Annotated in this window: 14 protein-coding genes and 1 pseudogene; 5 read left to right on the top strand and 10 right to left on the bottom strand. The window is 37.2% G+C overall.

Annotated features, from left to right (window positions below; genetic code table 11):
- The first annotated feature begins 106 nt into the window (after positions 1-106).
- The gene (gene tesB, locus L5B83_RS07475; protein ID WP_265778037.1) at positions 107-970 is read left to right on the top strand and encodes an acyl-CoA thioesterase II; all 864 of its coding nucleotides are present in this window, start codon (positions 107-109) and stop codon (positions 968-970) included.
- An 8-nt stretch (positions 971-978) separates the two neighbouring features.
- Positions 979-1857 (top strand): ferritin-like domain-containing protein, encoded by an 879-nt coding sequence (locus tag L5B83_RS07470; protein ID WP_250363191.1) that lies wholly within the window; start codon positions 979-981, stop codon positions 1855-1857.
- A gap of 39 nt (positions 1858-1896) precedes the next feature.
- Here L5B83_RS07470 and L5B83_RS07465 read toward each other — a convergent pair.
- The 7 genes and pseudogenes from L5B83_RS07465 to L5B83_RS07435 form a co-directional block, all read right to left on the bottom strand.
- Positions 1897-2989 (bottom strand): annotated as a pseudogene (locus L5B83_RS07465) (lytic murein transglycosylase).
- A gap of 24 nt (positions 2990-3013) precedes the next feature.
- The gene (locus L5B83_RS07460) at positions 3014-3817 is read right to left on the bottom strand and encodes a glycosyltransferase family 2 protein (RefSeq protein ID WP_250350518.1); all 804 of its coding nucleotides are present in this window, start codon (positions 3815-3817) and stop codon (positions 3014-3016) included.
- Positions 3817-4701, bottom strand: coding sequence for a glycosyltransferase family 2 protein (locus tag L5B83_RS07455; protein ID WP_265778036.1), 885 nt, complete (start codon positions 4699-4701; stop codon positions 3817-3819). Before L5B83_RS07455 ends, L5B83_RS07460 begins: the two co-directional genes overlap by 1 nt.
- Entirely contained in the window at positions 4694-5881 is a 1188-nt protein-coding gene (locus L5B83_RS07450) for a hypothetical protein (protein WP_265778035.1), read from the bottom strand. Before L5B83_RS07450 ends, L5B83_RS07455 begins: the two co-directional genes overlap by 8 nt.
- On the bottom strand, positions 5881-6654 hold the full coding sequence (locus L5B83_RS07445; RefSeq protein WP_265778034.1) for a glycosyltransferase family 25 protein: 774 nt from the start codon (positions 6652-6654) through the stop codon (positions 5881-5883). The genes L5B83_RS07450 and L5B83_RS07445 overlap by 1 nt, the downstream gene beginning before the upstream one ends.
- 10 nt (positions 6655-6664) lie before the next feature.
- Positions 6665-7846 (bottom strand): lipopolysaccharide biosynthesis protein, encoded by a 1182-nt coding sequence (locus L5B83_RS07440; RefSeq protein ID WP_250350522.1) that lies wholly within the window; start codon positions 7844-7846, stop codon positions 6665-6667.
- Positions 7836-8813, bottom strand: a complete 978-nt coding sequence (locus L5B83_RS07435) for a polysaccharide pyruvyl transferase family protein (protein ID WP_265778033.1) — start codon at positions 8811-8813, stop codon at positions 7836-7838. The genes L5B83_RS07440 and L5B83_RS07435 overlap by 11 nt, the downstream gene beginning before the upstream one ends.
- A 151-nt stretch (positions 8814-8964) precedes the next feature.
- Between L5B83_RS07435 and L5B83_RS07430 the strand changes: the two genes are divergently transcribed.
- The 3 genes from L5B83_RS07430 (at position 8965) to L5B83_RS07420 (ending at position 13757) form a co-directional block, all read left to right on the top strand.
- Positions 8965-9711, top strand: a complete 747-nt coding sequence (locus L5B83_RS07430; protein WP_265778396.1) for a YdcF family protein — start codon at positions 8965-8967, stop codon at positions 9709-9711.
- A 288-nt stretch (positions 9712-9999) separates the two neighbouring features.
- Positions 10000-13179: a YadA-like family protein gene (locus tag L5B83_RS07425; protein WP_265778032.1), complete on the top strand. Its 3180-nt coding sequence runs from the start codon at positions 10000-10002 to the stop codon at positions 13177-13179.
- A gap of 32 nt (positions 13180-13211) precedes the next feature.
- Complete coding sequence (locus L5B83_RS07420; RefSeq protein WP_265778031.1) at positions 13212-13757, top strand: hypothetical protein; 546 nt, start codon at positions 13212-13214, stop codon at positions 13755-13757.
- A 514-nt stretch (positions 13758-14271) separates the two neighbouring features.
- Here L5B83_RS07420 and L5B83_RS07415 read toward each other — a convergent pair.
- The 3 genes from L5B83_RS07415 to lpdA all read right to left on the bottom strand — a co-directional run bounded on the left by L5B83_RS07415 (position 14272) and on the right by lpdA (position 19000).
- Positions 14272-15720 (bottom strand): sulfatase-like hydrolase/transferase, encoded by a 1449-nt coding sequence (locus L5B83_RS07415; RefSeq protein ID WP_265778030.1) that lies wholly within the window; start codon positions 15718-15720, stop codon positions 14272-14274.
- A gap of 3 nt (positions 15721-15723) precedes the next feature.
- Positions 15724-17409 (bottom strand): solute:sodium symporter family transporter, encoded by a 1686-nt coding sequence (locus L5B83_RS07410; RefSeq protein ID WP_265778029.1) that lies wholly within the window; start codon positions 17407-17409, stop codon positions 15724-15726.
- 166 nt (positions 17410-17575) lie between these two features.
- Positions 17576-19000 carry a dihydrolipoyl dehydrogenase gene (lpdA, locus tag L5B83_RS07405; RefSeq protein WP_250350226.1) on the bottom strand — a complete coding sequence of 475 codons (1425 nt, stop codon included), beginning with the start codon at positions 18998-19000 and terminating at the stop codon, positions 17576-17578.
- Positions 19001-19085 lie beyond the last annotated feature (85 nt).

Here is a 19085-nt window from a genome sequence, read left to right as displayed (position 1 = left end):
CTATTTGTGTTGCAGATCTGACTACAAGAACCTTCCTAAAAAGAGATTTAACACGAGTAAAACTTAACGTAAAATATGCCAACAAATCAATCAAAGGTAACTATAAATGTGTATTGTATTAAAACAACTTATTGAACTCCTAAAGCTTGAAAAACTTGATGATTTTCTCTTTCGAGGACAAAGCCAAGATTTAGGTTTACGTCAAGTATTTGGTGGGCAGGTGGTAGCACAAGCACTTTCTGCGGCAATTCAAGTTGCACCAAAAGATCGTCTATTACATTCTTGCCACGCTTATTTCCTCGCGCCCGGAGACAGCCTCTACCCAATCATTTACGATGTGGAAGTGCTGCGCGAAGGGCATCATTTCACAGCAATGCGAGTGAAGGCCGTTCAGCATAATCAAGCGATTTGCCATATTACTGCCTCATTCCAAATGGAGGAAAATGGCTTTGATCATCAAACGACAATGCCAAATGTGGGTGAGCCAGATAGCTTTCTTGCTGAAAATGTGGCGTTGCAAAAACTGGCACAATATATTCCTGAGCCAATTCGTGAGAAATTTACTGCCGACCGACCTTTTGATATTCGTAGCAAATACATCAATAATCCTTTTCAAGGCAAGGTGTTGCCACCCGAACAATATGTTTGGGTGAAAGCAAACGGTGAAGTCCCACAAGATCGCGCTATTCAGCAATGCTTATTGGCGTATTTCTCTGATTTTCATCCATTGCTCACTGCCCTTCACCCACATCAAAAAGGCTTTTTAGAAGCAGGAATGAAATTGGCAACCATTGATCATTCTATTTGGTTTCATCGTGCCAGCGATCTTAATGATTGGCTACTTTACGCCATTGAAAGCCCTAACGCCTTTGGCGCAAGAGGCTTATCTCGTGGGCAAATTTTCGATCGCCAAGGGCGTTTAATTGCCACCACTCAACAAGAAGGTTTAATTCGATTTAGCGAAAAATAAGGAAAAAAATGACCGCACTTTTAATCACACAACTTTGGGAACAGGTTACACAAGCCTTGCAAGAAAAAGATCCCGCGAAAAAATGTGAACAAGTAAACGCCCTATATAGCGAACTGCTACCTCGCATTGAACAAGCGGAATTGGCGGATTTCCCCGTGGTAAAAAAAGATCAAGAAATGGCTACGTTTCCGGATAAACCCAAATTGGTTGCACCACACGCTGTGCCAAAACGTTCTTTTGCCACACAAGAAGGCTATGCAGCGACATTACACGCTATTGCACATATTGAATTTAATGCGATTAATTTAGGCTTAGATGCAGCGTGGCGGTTTGCCCGTGAAGCGGAAAAAGAATTAGGCGAAGGGTTGGCTTTTACGCGTGATTGGTTACGCGTTGCTTATGAAGAAAGCACGCATTTTACTTTAGTAAACAATCACTTAAAAACCTTAGGTTATGAATATGGCGATTTTGAAGCACACGCCGGATTATGGGAAATGGCACAGGCTACCGCACACGATATTTGGGAACGAATGGCATTAGTACCGCGTGTTTTGGAAGCAAGAGGCTTAGACGCCACACCAGTGATGCAAGAAAAAATCGCACAACGCAAAGATTTTGATGCGGTGAAAATTCTCGATGTTATTTTGCGTGATGAAATTGGTCACGTTGCTATTGGTAACCATTGGTATCACGCCCTTTCTGCCAAACGAGGACTGGATGCAATGCAATGTTTCAGCGATTTATTGCGTAAATATCGTATTGTGATTTTTAAAGGTGCGATCAACACAGATGCCCGTATTCAAGCAGGTTTCACCCAATTTGAATTAGATTGGATTTATGAAATTGAGCAGACTTTAAAATCGCATATTAAGGCAATGAAAGGATAAAATTTTCCCTTCTTAGAAAAAGAAGGGAAAATACTGACCTTATCCCCCCACTTTCGCCCGAATACGATCGGCAAACATTCCTATACTTACCGCAAAATAATTAGAGCGATTCCAGTCAAGCAAGGTGCGGAAATTGTTTGAAACTAAGAAAGTACGTCCATTTTCACCATCTGGTTGCACAAGCCATAAGGTTGTATGAGAAAGTGCGGTGAGATTTTGCGTACTTTCTAAATTGAAGGATTTGAGTTCAACGCCTTGAGCTTGCCAATCTTGTAATGAACGCGCTTTGTGCGTTTCAATGCCTGTTAAATTCGGGCTAATATACTGATTTAAGCGTACTTCCACGCCCCAAGGCAATTTGTCGTCCCAGCCCACCGTATGTAAATAACGGGCGATAGAAGCAAAGACATCATAATGGTTTTTCCAGATATCTTTTTTCACCATCACCATTGCCATCTGCGGCATAGCTAAGGTAAGAACTTGGCATAAACTGCGTTTGTCCCATTGCGCCTGCCCACGAGCCTTTCATTTTGTGACGTTGAATATGATCATGTTCTAACATTTTCATTGCCGCAATAAATTCTTTACTGAATAATGGCTCACGGCGTCCATCAAAAGCAAGGGTTGCTAATACGGAAAGCACATCATAATAGCCTTGATAATAACCGAAACTACTTTCCATTCCCCACAGTGCCATTAAATATTCTTTTTGTACGCCAAATTTTTTACTCGCACTTTCTAATTGTGGTAACTGTTGCCAATAACGTTCTTCCGCAATGTTCACTTTATTTGTGGTCAGTACGCGGTTAAGATAATTCGTTACCCCATTAGGATTAACCACTTTTGGCGCACTAGGATCACGTTTTTTTACTTTCCCCGCTTGTTGTTTATCCAATGCCACTGCTTTAGGAATATATTGAATATTTTGTTGTGCATTTAGCACCGCACTTGAAATTCCTTGCCCTGCGGCTTTGGCTTTTAAAAACCGTACATAATCATCAAAATTATTTAATGTACGAGGCTTATTATATTGCGCATTTTCCCCCACGGGTTTAATGGAATCATTACTTGAGCAGGCTGATAATAAAACGGCTGAAAATAATGAAGTCACTATTAACTTTTTGCTAAACATTGGCTTTCCTTAAAAAATAAAACATTATTTACGTAAAAATTTATATACCAATTTCAATAATGAAACAGGTAATAAACGTGGTAAAACTCGTAATAAAAAAACGATAAATCCCGAAATAAGCGATTGCAATTGAACTTTCCGTTTTAATTTAAATAAATTCCATTCGCATTTCGCTTGAGCTAAGCCTCGGCGACGAGATACCATTCCATTCCCTACACGCGCATAAACTAAAATATCAGGTAAATTAGCGACATTTTGCGGATATTTCGCAACTAAATTAATCCATAAATAATAATCTTCCTGAATATCTTGGTAACCTCCCGCAGCCAATACCGCTGCTTTTTGGTAGGCCACGGTCATATGGTTAAAGGGGCTACGCATTTTCGTGAAATCAACAATCTCTTTCGCCTCAGTGGGGACATTACGATAGCTTACAATGTCTTGAATATCCGTACCAAATTCAGCAATTTGCCCTCCAAAAATAATGGTTTCAGGATGTTGCTTAATAAAATTGATTTGTTTTTCAAAACGCTGGGGATCACAAATATCATCCGTATCCATACGCAACACCCATTCATTGGTACAATGCCGTAACCCCTCATTTAATGCTTTACCTAACCCTTGATTTACAGGTAATTTAACTAATTTTAACGGTAAAAAATTCACAAATTTTTGCACCGCACTTTCTAGCTCAGGCGTAACTGCACCATCAAACACTAAAACAATTTCGTCTGCGGGCAAGGTTTGTGCGCGCAAACTTTCTAAGCATTCACGCAAGTATTGTGGGTTTTCCTTTATATATAAGGACATTAAAACTGAAAATTTCATTAGATAAACCTTTTCAAATGAATGGCTAATTTCGGTGAAATAAAAATAATGATTGCAATAATCAGTGGTTTGATATTCTTGCTTAATTTAAACATTTTCCAATAATAAATACTCGCCTTGCGTGATAAATTCATAATATAAGGATAAGCAAGCATATAAAGTGAATTTATTGCAAAGCGTTGTTGCTGAATAGGCGTTTTCACATAATGTTTCTGAATAAATGCAATCGCTTGTTCCGTATTGGTTAAATTCGTTGAAACGCTCGCACGTTGGGTATGAAATGTACATTCAGTTAAAGCGTGATCGACATAGCACGGTTTTAATTCAGGTGATGAAATCACTTTTAATACAAATTCATAATCTTCCAACGATTTTAATTGGGTTGAAAGCCCACCTAAAGCGAAAAAGAAAGATTTTTTAATCCCTATCATCGGCATTCCACCGATTTTATTGGCTAATAACATACTTTCTAAATTGAGATCTTTTTGCTGTGTCAAAGGATGCGTAACATAGCTAAACTTTTCATTAACCATTACGCATTTTGCAGGATGATAAATAAAATTCATCACTGGATTTTCTGCAATTTTTTTTCCTAAAATTTCACATTTATGCTTTTCAAAACGGTCATCATCATCTAAAAATAATAACCAATCTTGCGTTGCATTTTTTACCCCAATATTACGGCTTTCTGCTACCCCTTGATTTTGATCATTACGAATAACGGTTACCTTAAAAGGATAATCTTTTTTGATAAACACCTTTTCTTTAGAACAATCATCAACAATAATGACCTCAAAATTATGCACGGTTTGTTGAATTAAATGTTCTAATAAGGCTGGAATTTCCTCTTGCCGATTATAAGATGGCACGATAATACTAAACATTTTGTTTTCCTTCTTTTCTAAATAAGAAGAGATTTTTCCCTTGCTGTCCAAATAAAGATAAGAACATTAGTAGCACTAACATTATTCCCGGGAAAGCATAAGTATCCGCTTTAATATTTAATACGGAAAATATCAATAATGTAGATAAACTAAATAGCCAGCTCCCATTAAACCAATTTAATGCAACTTTACGCACAAAATAAGCGGTAAATAAAAAACAAATAGCTAAATACCCTATTCCACCATAAAGTAATTGGCGTAAAAAACCGCTGTCTGTCAGACCATAATATTTTCCATCTGGCATAACATATTGTCCATCACCCCATAGAAATTGGTTTAATTCGGGAATAAATAAATGGCGCTTCATTAATGTATCTGTTGATGAACTAGTCAGTCCTTGATGGTTTAGTAAATTAATTAACGGTTCTAATGCGTGAGCGACATAAGGATTTTCAGGGCAATAAAATGCCAACCCTAAACAGAGCAATCCAAATAAGAGGACAGCAGGAAGATATTTCCATTTAAAATAAATGGCAATGCTTACCATTGAAAGCAATAAAAATGTTCTTCCTGAAATAAGCCCAATACATAAAATTAAAAATAAATACACCGCACTTAATTTATTCTGCACTTTGTTGTAAGCCAGTAAGAAATGTAACAAAAATAGATAAAAAGCACTTAATTGGAAGAACGCCGATGAAGTCAGATTATATAAACGATATTCTTGTTCTGAACCATAAAAACGTGGCAGTAGGATATGGCTTGAAATCGCCAACTCTACCATAAACTCAATCCCTATTAATGCTGTAATGCCAACAATCCATTGAATAATAATACCGATTTTTAAATCTCGAATAAGCAAGCCTTTCCCCTGCTTATTAAAATAAAAAACATTATAAATTCCAATAGCAAAAATAAACAAAATAAGGGTTTTGCTGTATTGTAATAAAACAGAATAATCTTTCGTTTGGTGTAGCCACATTGGAATTGCACTTAACGCAATTAACGTAATAATTGCGATTAAACTATCTAAAGGAATAAAAATGCCTTGTGAACGTTGCTTTTTTAACACCTGATAAGCCAAGTAAACAAGCGTAATGCCGCCAACAAAAAATGCCATTCGGAAAAAATGAAATAACCAAGGATCATAAAGATAAAATAAATTAGCTAGCGCAGACATTATTTTCCACCTATTAGATTACGCTTAATGGCAAGTAATTTTTTCAATGGGTATTTCATTAATTTTTGCCAAAAATAATGTTTGGCACTGCCACGCACCGCTTCTAAATTACTCATTAATGTTGGATTTTCAATGGCTAATAAAGGGCGAATAACTTGTATATCTAAAGCAAATTTATTTTCAAATAAAATATAATCATCGGCTAACCAATAGGGTTTTTCTTCTGCTAAGAAAGGTTTTACTGCAGATTTTTTAATTAAATAAGCGACCGTACCGGCAAAATAATTACGGTAAGGATATGAATAAGAAAACCCAGTACCAGAAATACGATGACGTAAAAAGGAAAAGGTGGTTGGATAATTAATTTCTAATTCTGAATGATTGAAATGATCAATTTTTGATTGTCCAATAAGTATAATATCTGACTGAATATTTTCTTTAAGCAATGCCGTTAAATGATATTGAAAATCTTGATTAAACAACGCATCATCTTCACAAATTAAACAATATTCATCTTCCTGAATGCTTGTATCCTTGGCAATTAAGGCATATACCGCCAAGTGGCTTAATGTACAACCAATTTCCCCTTTGGTTACGTTTCTTCCGTAGCGTTGTAAAAATTTTTCTTGATCATAAAGTGCGGTGAGATTTTCTGGCGTCTCTTGCATCGTATTAATGGCACTAAACACCGTAAAATCTTGTGTGTCAGGCTGAGAAAAAAACAGTTCTCTGCGTTGATGATCTTTATCTAAAGAAATAAGAAATTTTTTCATTTTATCCAACTTAATTAATTACTTTTATTGGAAACTTATAATAGTAAATCAGTGAAATCATCAATCTCACTAAACTCGCGCCAATTAACGCGTAAGCCACTCCATATAACCCTTGATCTTTGAAAATAAAAAATAAGCCAACTAACACAAGGATAGAAATAATTTGGCGGGTAAATAATAAGACTTGCTTACCTAACATCAGCATATTTTGTGATAATAGCCAAGAAAGCCCCGCTAATAATGAATTAATAATGAACCATAATAACACAGGCGCAACTTCAACATAGGCATTACCAAAAAATAAATGAATAATTGGCTCTGCTAAAAACGGCACAATGACCACCGCACTGATTCCCATTAATATGATAAGCCCTAACACGGCACGAATACGATTTAGGTTATTAAGTAAACCTGAATAATAATAATCCACCATCATATTGATAATACGAGTTAGCAACGCATCAAAAGCAATGCAAACAGTATATAAACCTAGGGTATAATTGCCCATTAACGCGACAATTAGAAATCGGTCTAAATTCACTGTTGTCGCACCAAAAACTTGTAGTAAATTTTGTTTTAACCAATTTTTAAAGAAATTAGTTGGAATAATCTTTTGTATTTCCGTTTTTTGCTTAACTTGCTTTTCTATTTTATTTAGGGCATAAAGTGCAAATAAAGCCTGTATTGATGTTAAAATTGTTAAGAGTTGAACCACTTTTTCTAAATGTTGCTGACCAAAAAGAAAATAATACCCGCCATATAGGCCTACGGCTAAAATAGGCTGTTGCAAAGAAAGTAAGCGATAAAGAGATAAATTAGCATCAATTTTACTTTTTTCTAGGGTAATCGTAAAAATAGCGGTAAAAACAACATTTAAAATAAATAAATAATGAAATGATGTAATATTAAAAAATAAAAGCGCAAGGCTGGATACAAATAGTGAAAATAATAAAAAAGCCGCAAAATAATAACGCCAATGATGATATTGGTTATTACGCATGCAAAGTGCAAGAGAAAACCCTACTCCCCCCGTGGCAATCGTAACCACATAGGTAACAGAAGTAATAAAAAGCTGCAATGCACCACGTTCTTCCACTGCAAGCAAACGAGCCAGTAAAAAGGAACTCACCATTGTGAGTCCCGTGGTTAAGAAGGTGGTAATCAGCAGTTTTGTAAAGGATTTATTCTTCATAAACTTTCACAAAATCAATATGTTGCGTCCATTGATGATAATAGCCTAAATTTTTACCATAAGAATTATCACAAACTTCATTAGGGAGTTCTAACAAACAAGAAAAAATATGCCCGTGTAATCGGCTTGTTACCACTAAATCATAGCCTTGAAAAATCTCCTTGCAACGTTCAATTACCGCCAAGCTATGGCGATACCATAAATTATTAACAACATTTTTTAACCAAGGTTGATGATATTTATTGGCTATTTTCGCCAATCCGCTACAAATACGTTCATAATATTTATCTTGAGTGGTAAGAATATCTTCCCAATCTTTTATTTCCGCACTTGTAGGCAATGCGGCTTGGATATTTTTTTCCAAATGGCTTGCTTCAATATCTTTACGCAAAAAATATAAGGTTTTTTCTGCCGATTTTTGCACCGCACGTTGCTTTTGCAACAATGCTGAACCATAAAGTTGATGTGCCATATCAGGCGATAAAAACACCTTATCAGAAAACTGTGCTTTCATTAATTGATAAGTGGCTTGATCACGTGCAAATAAATAACAATCTTTATGCGCAGAAAAAATGGCTGCTGATTTTTCTTTTGCTTGCGGGTGAGAAAAATAGGCGGTTTGTGGCATAACAATAATGCGATTATTCGGAAAGGCTTGCACCAACGCCTCACGCATTGCCTGAATTGCGGGGTAAAGATCACCAAAATTACCACCGCCGTGGCACACTAAGGTCGTCGTCGGCTTGACATATTTTTTTACTTCATCAAGATCGAAGCTTTGTAAACAACGTCTTAATCGAATATGAATTTGATAATCCTGAAAAAACTCCTCTGTTCCCGCATAAATGAGCAAATCCCCCACATTTAGATGGAGCGGATAATCAAAATACAACACATCATTTTTATCCACGATCACATCAAGGATTTGCTTTAAATCTTGTTTCAGAGAAACTAAAATCTCGTTCATTGTTTAACCATCTTTCCTATAAAGCTACTTATCAGCGTAAAGTGGCTATTTTAAAACAGAATACGCCAGAGTTCCAAAAGGATTGAGTATCTTTACAAAAGATTACAAGCCCTTTATGCTAAACAGCAAATTGTTCAACTCAATATTATTTATGTATTTACTCACCAAACTTATTACAGCCCTCATTCTTCCGCCATTTAATATTTTGATTTTATGGATTTTTTCTTTACTTTTGGCGAGAAAACAATACAAAAAACTGAGCCTTATTTGCGCTGTTTTAGGCATTACAATTTTGTATGTGTTCAGTATTCCCTATACCGCACAAAAATTGCAAGATAGCCTCGTTAAAGAACCCCCACTCAGCCTTGCCGATTACAAAACAGCACAAGCAATCGTCGTGCTAGGTGGCGGTTTACGAGATAGTAACGAATTATTTGGTCCGCTTGCTGTGCCTGCCATTCCTCTTGAACGCTTACGTTATGCTGCTTATTTACATCAACAAACCCAATTGCCGATTTTGATTACTGGTGCAAGTCCAAATGGTAATTCGGAGGCTAAAATTATGGCAAAAGAGCTACAAGATTTTTTCCACACCCCAACACAATGGCTAGAAGAAAAAGCACAAACCACCATTCAAAACGCACAATTTACGCGCGCTTTATTAGAAAAAGCACATATTCAACGTATTATTTTGGTAACAAATCAATGGCATATGCAACGTGCAAAATTCTTATTTGAAAAACAAGGATTTCGTGTTCTTCCTGCAAGCGTAGGCAATGGCATTACCCCTGAAAATTATGACTTAACTCTGATGCACTTTATTCCCCAAGCCAGCGCAATGCCTGCGAATATGCAAGCCCTAAAAGAGTGGCTCGGTTATTGGAAAGCAAAATTTTAAACGCGCTCAAGCCCCAAAAACAAAAGTGCGGTGATTTTTCACCGCACTTTTTGTATGCTCAAGTCGCCATTAGATTACCAAGGTAATCGCGATTACATCATTTTATGTCATAAATAATACGTTCAATCTATCAATTGACAGTTTAAAAAGAAATGACAGTAGGATTAAGAAATACTTTCCAACCTCCTTAAATTTAATATAAAATAGCCAACTTTATCACCCTTGCTATTTTTTCTACCTAACTAACGCAAACAAAAATAGGGTGAATAAGCAGAGTAACAACCCAATTTGGAGGTAAACAATGTCAGTCAGTCAGTCAGTCAGTCAGTCAGTCAGTCAGTCAGTCAGTCAGTCAGTCAGTCAGTCAGTCAGTCAGTCAGTCAGTCAGTCAGTCAGTCAGTCAGTCAGTCAAAGCGTAGCTCCCGCTTTAAACTAAATCAACTCTCATTTCTTATTTTTTGTGGATTATCCACCACTTTTTCCTCTTTTTCTTTTGCTGAAGATAGTCTGCCAAAAGGCATTACCGTAGGCACAAATAATATTGCGTTGGGTAAAGAAAGCATTGCAACGGGAACCCATAGCCAAGCAATCGGGAGTAATGCGATTGCGACAGGGGGCGATATCAGTAAAGAAGAGTTTCACCTTCTTTTAAATGAATATAATCAGCTCGTCAATAATATAAAAGCAACTGAAACGCTCATCAATAACAACACCCTTCGTTTACAAGAAAATGAACGTGAGCAAACTATTCTACTCAATTACCTGAACCGCTATCAAAATGCAATTACACGAGCAGATCGAAAACTCACTCAGCGTGATCAACTCACTCAGCAAAAGCAACAAAAAGAACAAGATCTTTCCACGGAAAATAACCAGCTTGCTGCGCTACAAAATCGCTTTAATTCCAACGTATTCAAAGGCAAAACTAAAATAGAATATAAAAATTTCGAGAATACCTTAAATCTATTAGATTGGAATAAATTAAAAGATAGTAATAACGATCGTCGTGATGAATTAGCTAATGATCTGAAAGGGATAATTGAAAAAGACTTTGCTAACCTACAATATACTACCGCAGACTATCGTAAAATTATTGATGGTTATATCAATGCTCAAGGCGGATATGCTACTAATAGCGAAGCAATTGACAAGAAGCTCAAACGTTCATCTTCTGATTTATATAATAGTGATAGGTTTTTTGCCACCAGGACTGGTTCAAACAATCTAAAAAAACTTGTTATAGACAACAATTATAGAATGAATACTGAGGGTATTAAACAAAGCATAAACACATATCTTGTCACTCGTGAATCACCTTATCGTCAAGGTCTTGATCTTACTATTAACAACTCCACTAACTATATAGCAAAAGCTCTTCTTTGGCATATACTAACCCCAGCCAATATTTCAGATATTCTAGGGAAAGATAGTATCCTACTAAATACAATAAAGAGTTATGGTAAGCATTACTCATCAGATTACTTTAGGTTATACAGACCCCCCTTAACAAGTAAAGTTGAGTTTGCTAGTTACAATCAAACTTATTATGCTGATTTTGAATCGTATGATCGAGCAGTTAGGAATCTAGCATCAAATGTCAATCTAGAGGATGAAACTGTATCTAGACTAAAAAGCTTAAATAAGAGTTTTAATGAATATTATGAAAAAATTGACTGGAACACTGACAAATGGGCATTTGATAAAGAAGAATTTAAAATCACACTAGATAAACATAAAGCGTTTAATGATCTCGTAGGAAATTACCTCAATAATTTAGCTAAACTCGAAAATAGCACTCTTGCAGATGATGAGCGGGATAAAATTAATGCTGAACTCATTGCACAGCGTAAATTAATTATTGAAAAAGCAAAAGATAAATCAAATTTTGTTCATTATTTCAAGCCAACCAAATTAACCGATACCGCACAGGCTGAATTTGATAAGTTAATTAAAAATTGGCAAGAAATTGAAAATGAAGTAGATAAGGGATTACGCGTTTATGACCCTAAAAACGAGATAATCCAAGCAGTTATTTCTGAAGCGAATAAACAAGCTAACGCAATAACGGAAAAACAAAATCAAATTAACCGTATTAATAATCAAATTTCAACGTTAGAAAATCAAATAGCAAGAATTCAGCTAACCCCTGAAGAACAAAATGCTACACAACTCAAAGCAGAAACAGAGCAACAAATTGCAGAAAAACAGGCAGAAAAAAACCGCTTGGAGCAGGAATTAACCGAAAAACGTAACGCCTTATTAGGCTTACAGCAACAACTCGACAACACCTCTATGAATCAAGGCGAAAACGCCCTTGCCCAAGGCACTAATGCCTTTGCTTCCGGCAAAAATAGCATTGCGTTTGGTACAGAAAGCACAGCGACTGCGGAAAATGCGGTTGCGATAGGTAATAAATCCAAGGCAAGTGGTAAAAATTCTGTTGCACTAGGTAATGAAGCACAAGCCTTAAAAGAAGGCGCAATTGCAATTGGTAATAAGGCAATCGTTAATGGCGAAAGTGCGGTAGGAATTGGTGAGAATATTGGCGTATCAGGAAAAAAAGCGGTCGGTATCGGTGCTAATAGCCTTGTAACAGGAGAAAATGCCATTAGCATTGGTGCTGATAACGTTGTCACCCATAATAATGCGGTAGCCATTGGTGCCAACATTACCCAAACCGCTGAAAACTCGGTCAATTTAGGGAATGGCTCTACGGCAACCACCTCTCGCACCGAGGAAACTGCGGGTACCACAGATTATAATTCCGCCCAAATTCTCGGTGAAATCTATAAATTCGCTGGTGGTGAAAATATTCAAGGGGTGGTAACCGTGGGGGATAAAGGCAAAGAACGCCGTATTCAATATGTTGCCGCTGGGCTAATTAACGAGAAAAGCACCGATGCTGTTAATGGTAGCCAGCTTTATCAAATGGCAAAAGCGGTTGATGAAGGGAAATTAGGTTTAGTGAAGCAAGACCCAAGCTCTCGCCTTATCTCTGTGGCGGGACATCGTGATGGCAAATTGGTTTCATTCTACAATAACCAAGGTGAAACTCGCCGTTTAACCGGCATTAGTGAAGGGATTGCGCCAACAGATGCCATTAATAAAGCCCAATTTGATCGGGAAATAGGGCGATTAGACGGACGCGTAAATAAAGTGGAGCATGATGTAGCACAATTTGATCGGGAAATCAGGCGATTAGATGGACGCGTAAATAAAGTGGAGCATGATGTGAAACAGATTAAAGGCGCTGTTTCCACCGCTGTGGCAATGGCAAATATGCCAACAGCTGTCAGGGCGGGGCAAAGCTATCTTTCTGCGGGAACAGGATACAGTAATGGCATCACGGCAATTTCTGTCGGTCTTAGTCATTTATCTGATAATGGTCGAATTTCTTACAAATTTAGTGGTGCCGCCTCACAAACTGGTAATGTAGCCTTTGGCGCTGGCGTAGGCTTTGCTTGGTAAACGGATAGTAAAAGAATAAAAAGGATAACAGAATGAAAAAGAAAAATTTACGTAAGATCAAAACATTCTTAGGATTACTTGGCATTTCAATAAACACGGTGGCGTTATCAACGCCCCCGTTATCCTATTATGAAAATGCAACGCTTTCGGTAAATTACAAAGGAAATATTGGCGAGTTTTCACAACTTCTTGCAGACAAACTTGGTGTGGGTTATTACAGCTTTCAGGCACATCCTTCAACTAAAATTAATTTAGAAAAAATGCCCAAAGCAAGCCTTAACCAACTCTTTTCTCATATTAACCAACAAATAAAGGGACAACGTATTCGTTTCGATATACTTAATGATAATGTTGTACTCACTTTAGTGGGGGAAAACACGCAACCGCTTGAAAAACCGCAATTTATTAGCGACATCAGTTATCAAGAAGAAACCCCTCCAGCGTTTTCTACTATTGATTTCCAAAAGAATGAAAAAACAGATGAGCCAAGTGCAAAAAATACGCTCACCCCGCTAAATAAACAAAATGCTCCACTAGAGGAAACGACACCGCCCCCAAAGTTGCAGAACTCCCAGTAACAAGTGCCACCACTGTAATAGATGCACATTCAACTACTGCGGAGAAGCAAACTAAAGAAAAACCCATTGATAAAGCACAGTTTGAGAAATTAAAGTCTATCTTAAAATTAAGTCAAGATAGCAAACTGTTAGCTAAATATACTAAACGTGAACAACCTCGTTATCAGGTGGAGAATAAAGATGGAATAAAACTGGAAACGATCCGGAGTACAAAAATTAGTACCTTTTTAATCTTTCTGCCCGATGTAGATACCGCGCAATATCAAGTCAATGGTGAATTTCAAGATCTCGTGAAATTTGACAATATCATTGCCATTTTACACCGACAAAAAAGACCTCCAAAACAAATTGAAATTATTACGCCAGATCAGAAAGCGATTTTAACTAAAATAAACTAAAATACATTCAGTTTGTCTTTTATGTTTCATAAGTTGATTTCGTTTCTCGCTTTTTTAGGGGAAATTCAAAGTGCGGTGAAAAACTCAAAAATTTTCTACCGCACTTTTTTATGGCACTACACTTCATTAATAATACGATATACCCAGTTTTCTAGTGGATCTTTATATTTCAGCATTTCTGCCCGCATTTCTTCTAACATTTCCTTTTTCACTTGCTGATATTTGGGATCAGAAAATAAATTATGTAACTCTTCAGGGTCATTACGAACATCGTACAATTCTCCTACATCACTTGCATTAAAGACCAGTTTGTAATCTTTCCTACGCCACATTCTTTGTTCAAAATAAACAAAATGCCCCGCTAGTTGAGCGAGTAGCCCTTTGCGATCATTGGATTCACTTTTTCGTAAAATGGGCAATAGGCTTTCCCCTTGAAAAGTTTCTGGAATGGGTTGTCCTGCAACATCAAAAACGGTGGAAGTTAAATCGTGCAAATAAACTAAATTATCATCTACTTCGTTGATACGTTGGGATTGTGGATCTTTAATAATCAGAGGAATATTATAGGTAGTATCAAACATAAACTCCCCTTTTTCGATCATTCTATGTGCGCCCATTGCATCGCCGTGATCTGCGGTGGCGACAATAAAACAATCCTGATAAAGATTGTGTTTTTCAAGGAAGTCAAATAAGTCACCAATGGCATCATCAATTAATGTGATATATCCCCAAAATTTGGTTATGACCTCTTTCCAGCGTTCTTCACTAGCTTCCCACATTCCCCACATTTTAGAAATCGTACGATAATGTCCCGGTTTTCCTTCTAAAGGCTTAAAGAAGCTCTGATCTAACACGACGTCTTTTGGATCATACATTGAATAATAAGGCTCCGGTACAATGCAAGGAGTATGTGGTCCCCAAAAATTAATCCAAGTAAAAAAAGGTTTGTGTTGTATTAGCGATTCTTGGATAAAACTTTTCGCTTCATCAATAATAAAATAAGGTAATGTCTGTTCTTTTGTGCCAGAAAGCAAACCACACAGCTCTTGAACGCGTAGATGAGGATTGTCACCAAAATAAGCTAAACTTACTTCAGGTGTTGGGAAACCTTTTTCTGCAAGCCATTCAGGATAACGATTTGGTTGAGTTGGCGCCTGATCGAAGACTAAATTTTTATAAACGCGACTTCCTGGGTAGCCATACCCGTCAAAATTATGCCCTTTAATACCGTAATCTTTTGGCACAGATCGCGTGCCAACGTGCCATTTTCCTGCTACATAGCAATTGTATCCTGCCAATTTACCGATATGAGGCTGCTCAGGAGGCACTTCCCCTATTCCGCCTTTTTCTCCATTACGAATAATGCCGTGTGTGGACGGCATTTGCCCTGTAAATAATGACGTACGTGCAGGTCCACATACTGAAGCTGGCGTGAAAGCGTTGTTAAAACGCACGCCTTCTCGCGCTAGACGATCTAAATTCGGCGTTTTGACAATCTGATGCCCATACGCACCGAGCATATCTTTTCTAACTTGATCTAAAAGAATATAAATTACATTTTTCATTGATTACACCTTTTTCTTATTTCGACCAATTACCACAAATAAAATCACTTGAAGAATAACGTAAGCTGCAAGCACCCAAAGTGGTTTCCCATTTTCTGAAGCAAGCCCAATAGGTGAAAGCAGTGCATAAAGTGAAACCAAACCTAAAGCAAGGGAGGCTACCGTAATATTAATATATTCCCAATTACTTAAATCGACATTGCTTTGGTTAGAGAGATTATCAGCATAAGGCGTTTTTCTGCGTAAGAATAACCCTAAGACGAGCATTAATATGACATCAAAAACAAATAGTGCTGCCATAACATATACAAAATTTACTTTTACATTAAACACCCAAACAATGAGGAAATACAAGATAATATGCACCAATAAAGCAATACGTGCGGCTAACCCTGATACGGTTTTATTAAATAGCCCGACAGCAAATAAAGCAACAATAGGAATATTGACAAAACCGGCAAAACGTTTAGTAAGCAAGAAAATCCCCTCTGTACCAAACATTAATAAAGGACCAATAATGATCGTGATAATTGCCATTATTGCTGAAACCTTTTTCGCATAAACAATTAATTCGGTTTCACTGAAAGTTCTTTGCGTTAGTGAAGGTAATAAATCTTTACAATAAATGGTTGCCGCTGAATTTAAGAAGGAATTGAATGTACTTAAAATTGCACCAAATAATGCCGCAATAAAGAACCCTTGTAATACGGTTGGTAATACTCGATTGACTAATTCTGGATAGGACAAATCGATTGGATTTATTCCTTCCCCTAAAATATGAAAACTCAATAAACCCGGTAAATTTAAAATGGTAGGGAGTAAAAGCAAGAAGAGGGCTGCAATCAAAATCCCTTTCTGGCCTGATTTTAAATCTTTTGCCCCTAATGCACGTTGCACAATCGCTTGGTTCGTCGTCCAATAAAAAAAGTTTACAATCAAAATGCCTGTAAACATAGCTGGCCAAGGTACCGCATCCGTTGCACTACCGATTGCATTAAATTTTTCAATATGGGTTGTTCCAACAATATGTAGCCCTTCAATGAAACTCCCATTTCCCAAATAAATTAGCGCAAAAATAGGGACTAATATAGCACCAATAACTAAGATAATCGCATTCGCCGTATCTGATACAGCCACCGCTTTTAAACCACCAAAGATGGCATAAATTGCGCCAATAAAACCAATTGCCATCACGGTATAAACAATAGATTCAGCGTAACTCATTCCAAATACGCTTTCTAAGTTAAAAATTTTATTAAACGCAATTGCTCCAGTATAAAGTGCGGTCGGAATTACGATAAATAAATAAAAAATTAAAAATAATCCAGACATAATCAAGCGAGTTTGGCGATCAAAACGACTTTCAAAAAACTCTGGAATGGTGGTATAGCCATTGCGAATATATTTTGGTAATAAATACAGTGCTAAGAAACAAAGTGGAATAACCGATTGAACCGTCCAAGCTATAATGGAAAAATTACCTTTATAGGAATTCGCATTGACACCGATAATTTGCTCTGTAGATAATGATGTTAATACCATAGAGCAACCAATAACTAAACCACTTAATCCCCGTCCAGCAAGGAAATATCCTTTCGCTGTTGATAAATCATCATTTTTGGTTTTTTGCCAAGCGACCCACGCAACTGCCCCTGTTACAAATAGAAAACTAAAAATCGTCAGCCACATAATAACTTCTCCTCCGTCAATTAACCGTAGATTTAGTTTACTTGGTGGGTAAGAAAGTCAATTATGATGATAGTCATAATTTCACTGTGATGAAGATCACAACTTGGCAAAATAGTTTGATAATAAAAAAGCCTTTCTAATGAAAGGCTTTAAAGAGATAAGAAATTTATTTTTTCTTTTTCGCTTTTGGATTTGGTAAATCTGTAATTGAACCTTCAAATACTTCGGCGGCTAAGCCCACAGATTCATGTAAAGTTGGGTGTGCGTGGATAGTTAATGCAAGATCTTCTGCATCACAACCCATTTCAATGGCTAAACCAATTTCACCTAGCAACTCACCACCGTTTGTACCGACAATAGCACCACCGATAATGCGGTGAGTATCTTTATCAAAGATCAATTTAGTTAAACCATCTGCACAATCAGAAGCGATCGCACGACCTGATGCTGCCCAAGGGAATTTTGCAACTTCGTAGTTAATACCTTCAGCTTTACATTCTTTTTCTGTTTTACCTACCCAAGCTACTTCTGGCTCAGTATAGGCAATAGAAGGAATGACTTTCGGATCAAAATAGTGTTTTTGTCCTGCAATCACTTCTGCAGCGACATGACCTTCATGTACCCCTTTGTGAGCAAGCATTGGTTGCCCAACAATATCGCCAATCGCAAAGATATGTGGCACATTGGTACGCATTTGTTTATCCGTATGGATAAAGCCACGATCGTCCACTTCTACACCAGCAACATTGGCATCGATCAACTTACCATTTGGTGTACGACCGATTGCAACTAACACGGCGTCATAACGGCGAGTTTCATTCGCTGCTTTGCCTTCCATTGAAACATAAATCCCATCTTCTTTTGCTTCAACCGCAGTCACTTTGGTTTCAAGTAATAAGTTGAATTTCTTCTCAATACGTTTTGTGTAGATTTGAACAATATCTTTATCGGCAGCCGGGATCACTTGATCAAACATTTCTACTACGTCAATATTAGAACCAAGTGCGTGATATACTGTACCCATTTCAAGACCGATAATACCACCGCCCATAATCAATAGATTTTGTGGTACTTCTTTTAATTTTAGTGCATCTGTTGAATCCCAAATACGTGGATCTTCGTGTGGGATAAATGGTAATTGGATTGGGCGTGAACCCGCTGCGATAATCGCATTATCAAAATGAATGGTTGTTTCACCTTCTTCACCCGCAACAATAATCGTATTAGGGCCTGAGAATTTACCATAACCATTTACGACTTGTACTTTACGCATTTTAGCCATTCCAGCTAAGCCGCCTGTAAGTTGATTGATAACTTTTTCTTTCCAACCACGGATTTTGTCAATATCGGTTTGTGGCTCACCAAATACGATACCGTGTTCCGCTAAAGATTTTGCTTCTTCAATCACTTTCGCAACGTGTAATAAGGCTTTAGATGGGATACAACCAACGTTTAAACACACTCCACCAAGGGTTGAATAACGTTCAACAATAACGGTATCTAAGCCTAAATCCGCACAGCGGAATGCTGCTGAATAACCAGCTGGGCCTGCACCAAGTACAACAACTTGTGTTTTAATCTCTTTATTCATTTTTTACCTCGTTAAATTCTTGCGATTTTTACACCGCACTTTAACTAAACAGCGTTTCCCATTATTAATGAGAAACGCTCAGGAA

The sequence above is a fragment of the Avibacterium sp. 21-599 genome, from assembly GCF_026226765.1.
In the GTDB taxonomy this organism is placed as follows: Bacteria; Pseudomonadota; Gammaproteobacteria; order Enterobacterales; family Pasteurellaceae; genus Avibacterium.
Note: the sequence above shows the minus strand (reverse complement) of the source record. Positions and strands in the feature narration are given on the sequence as shown.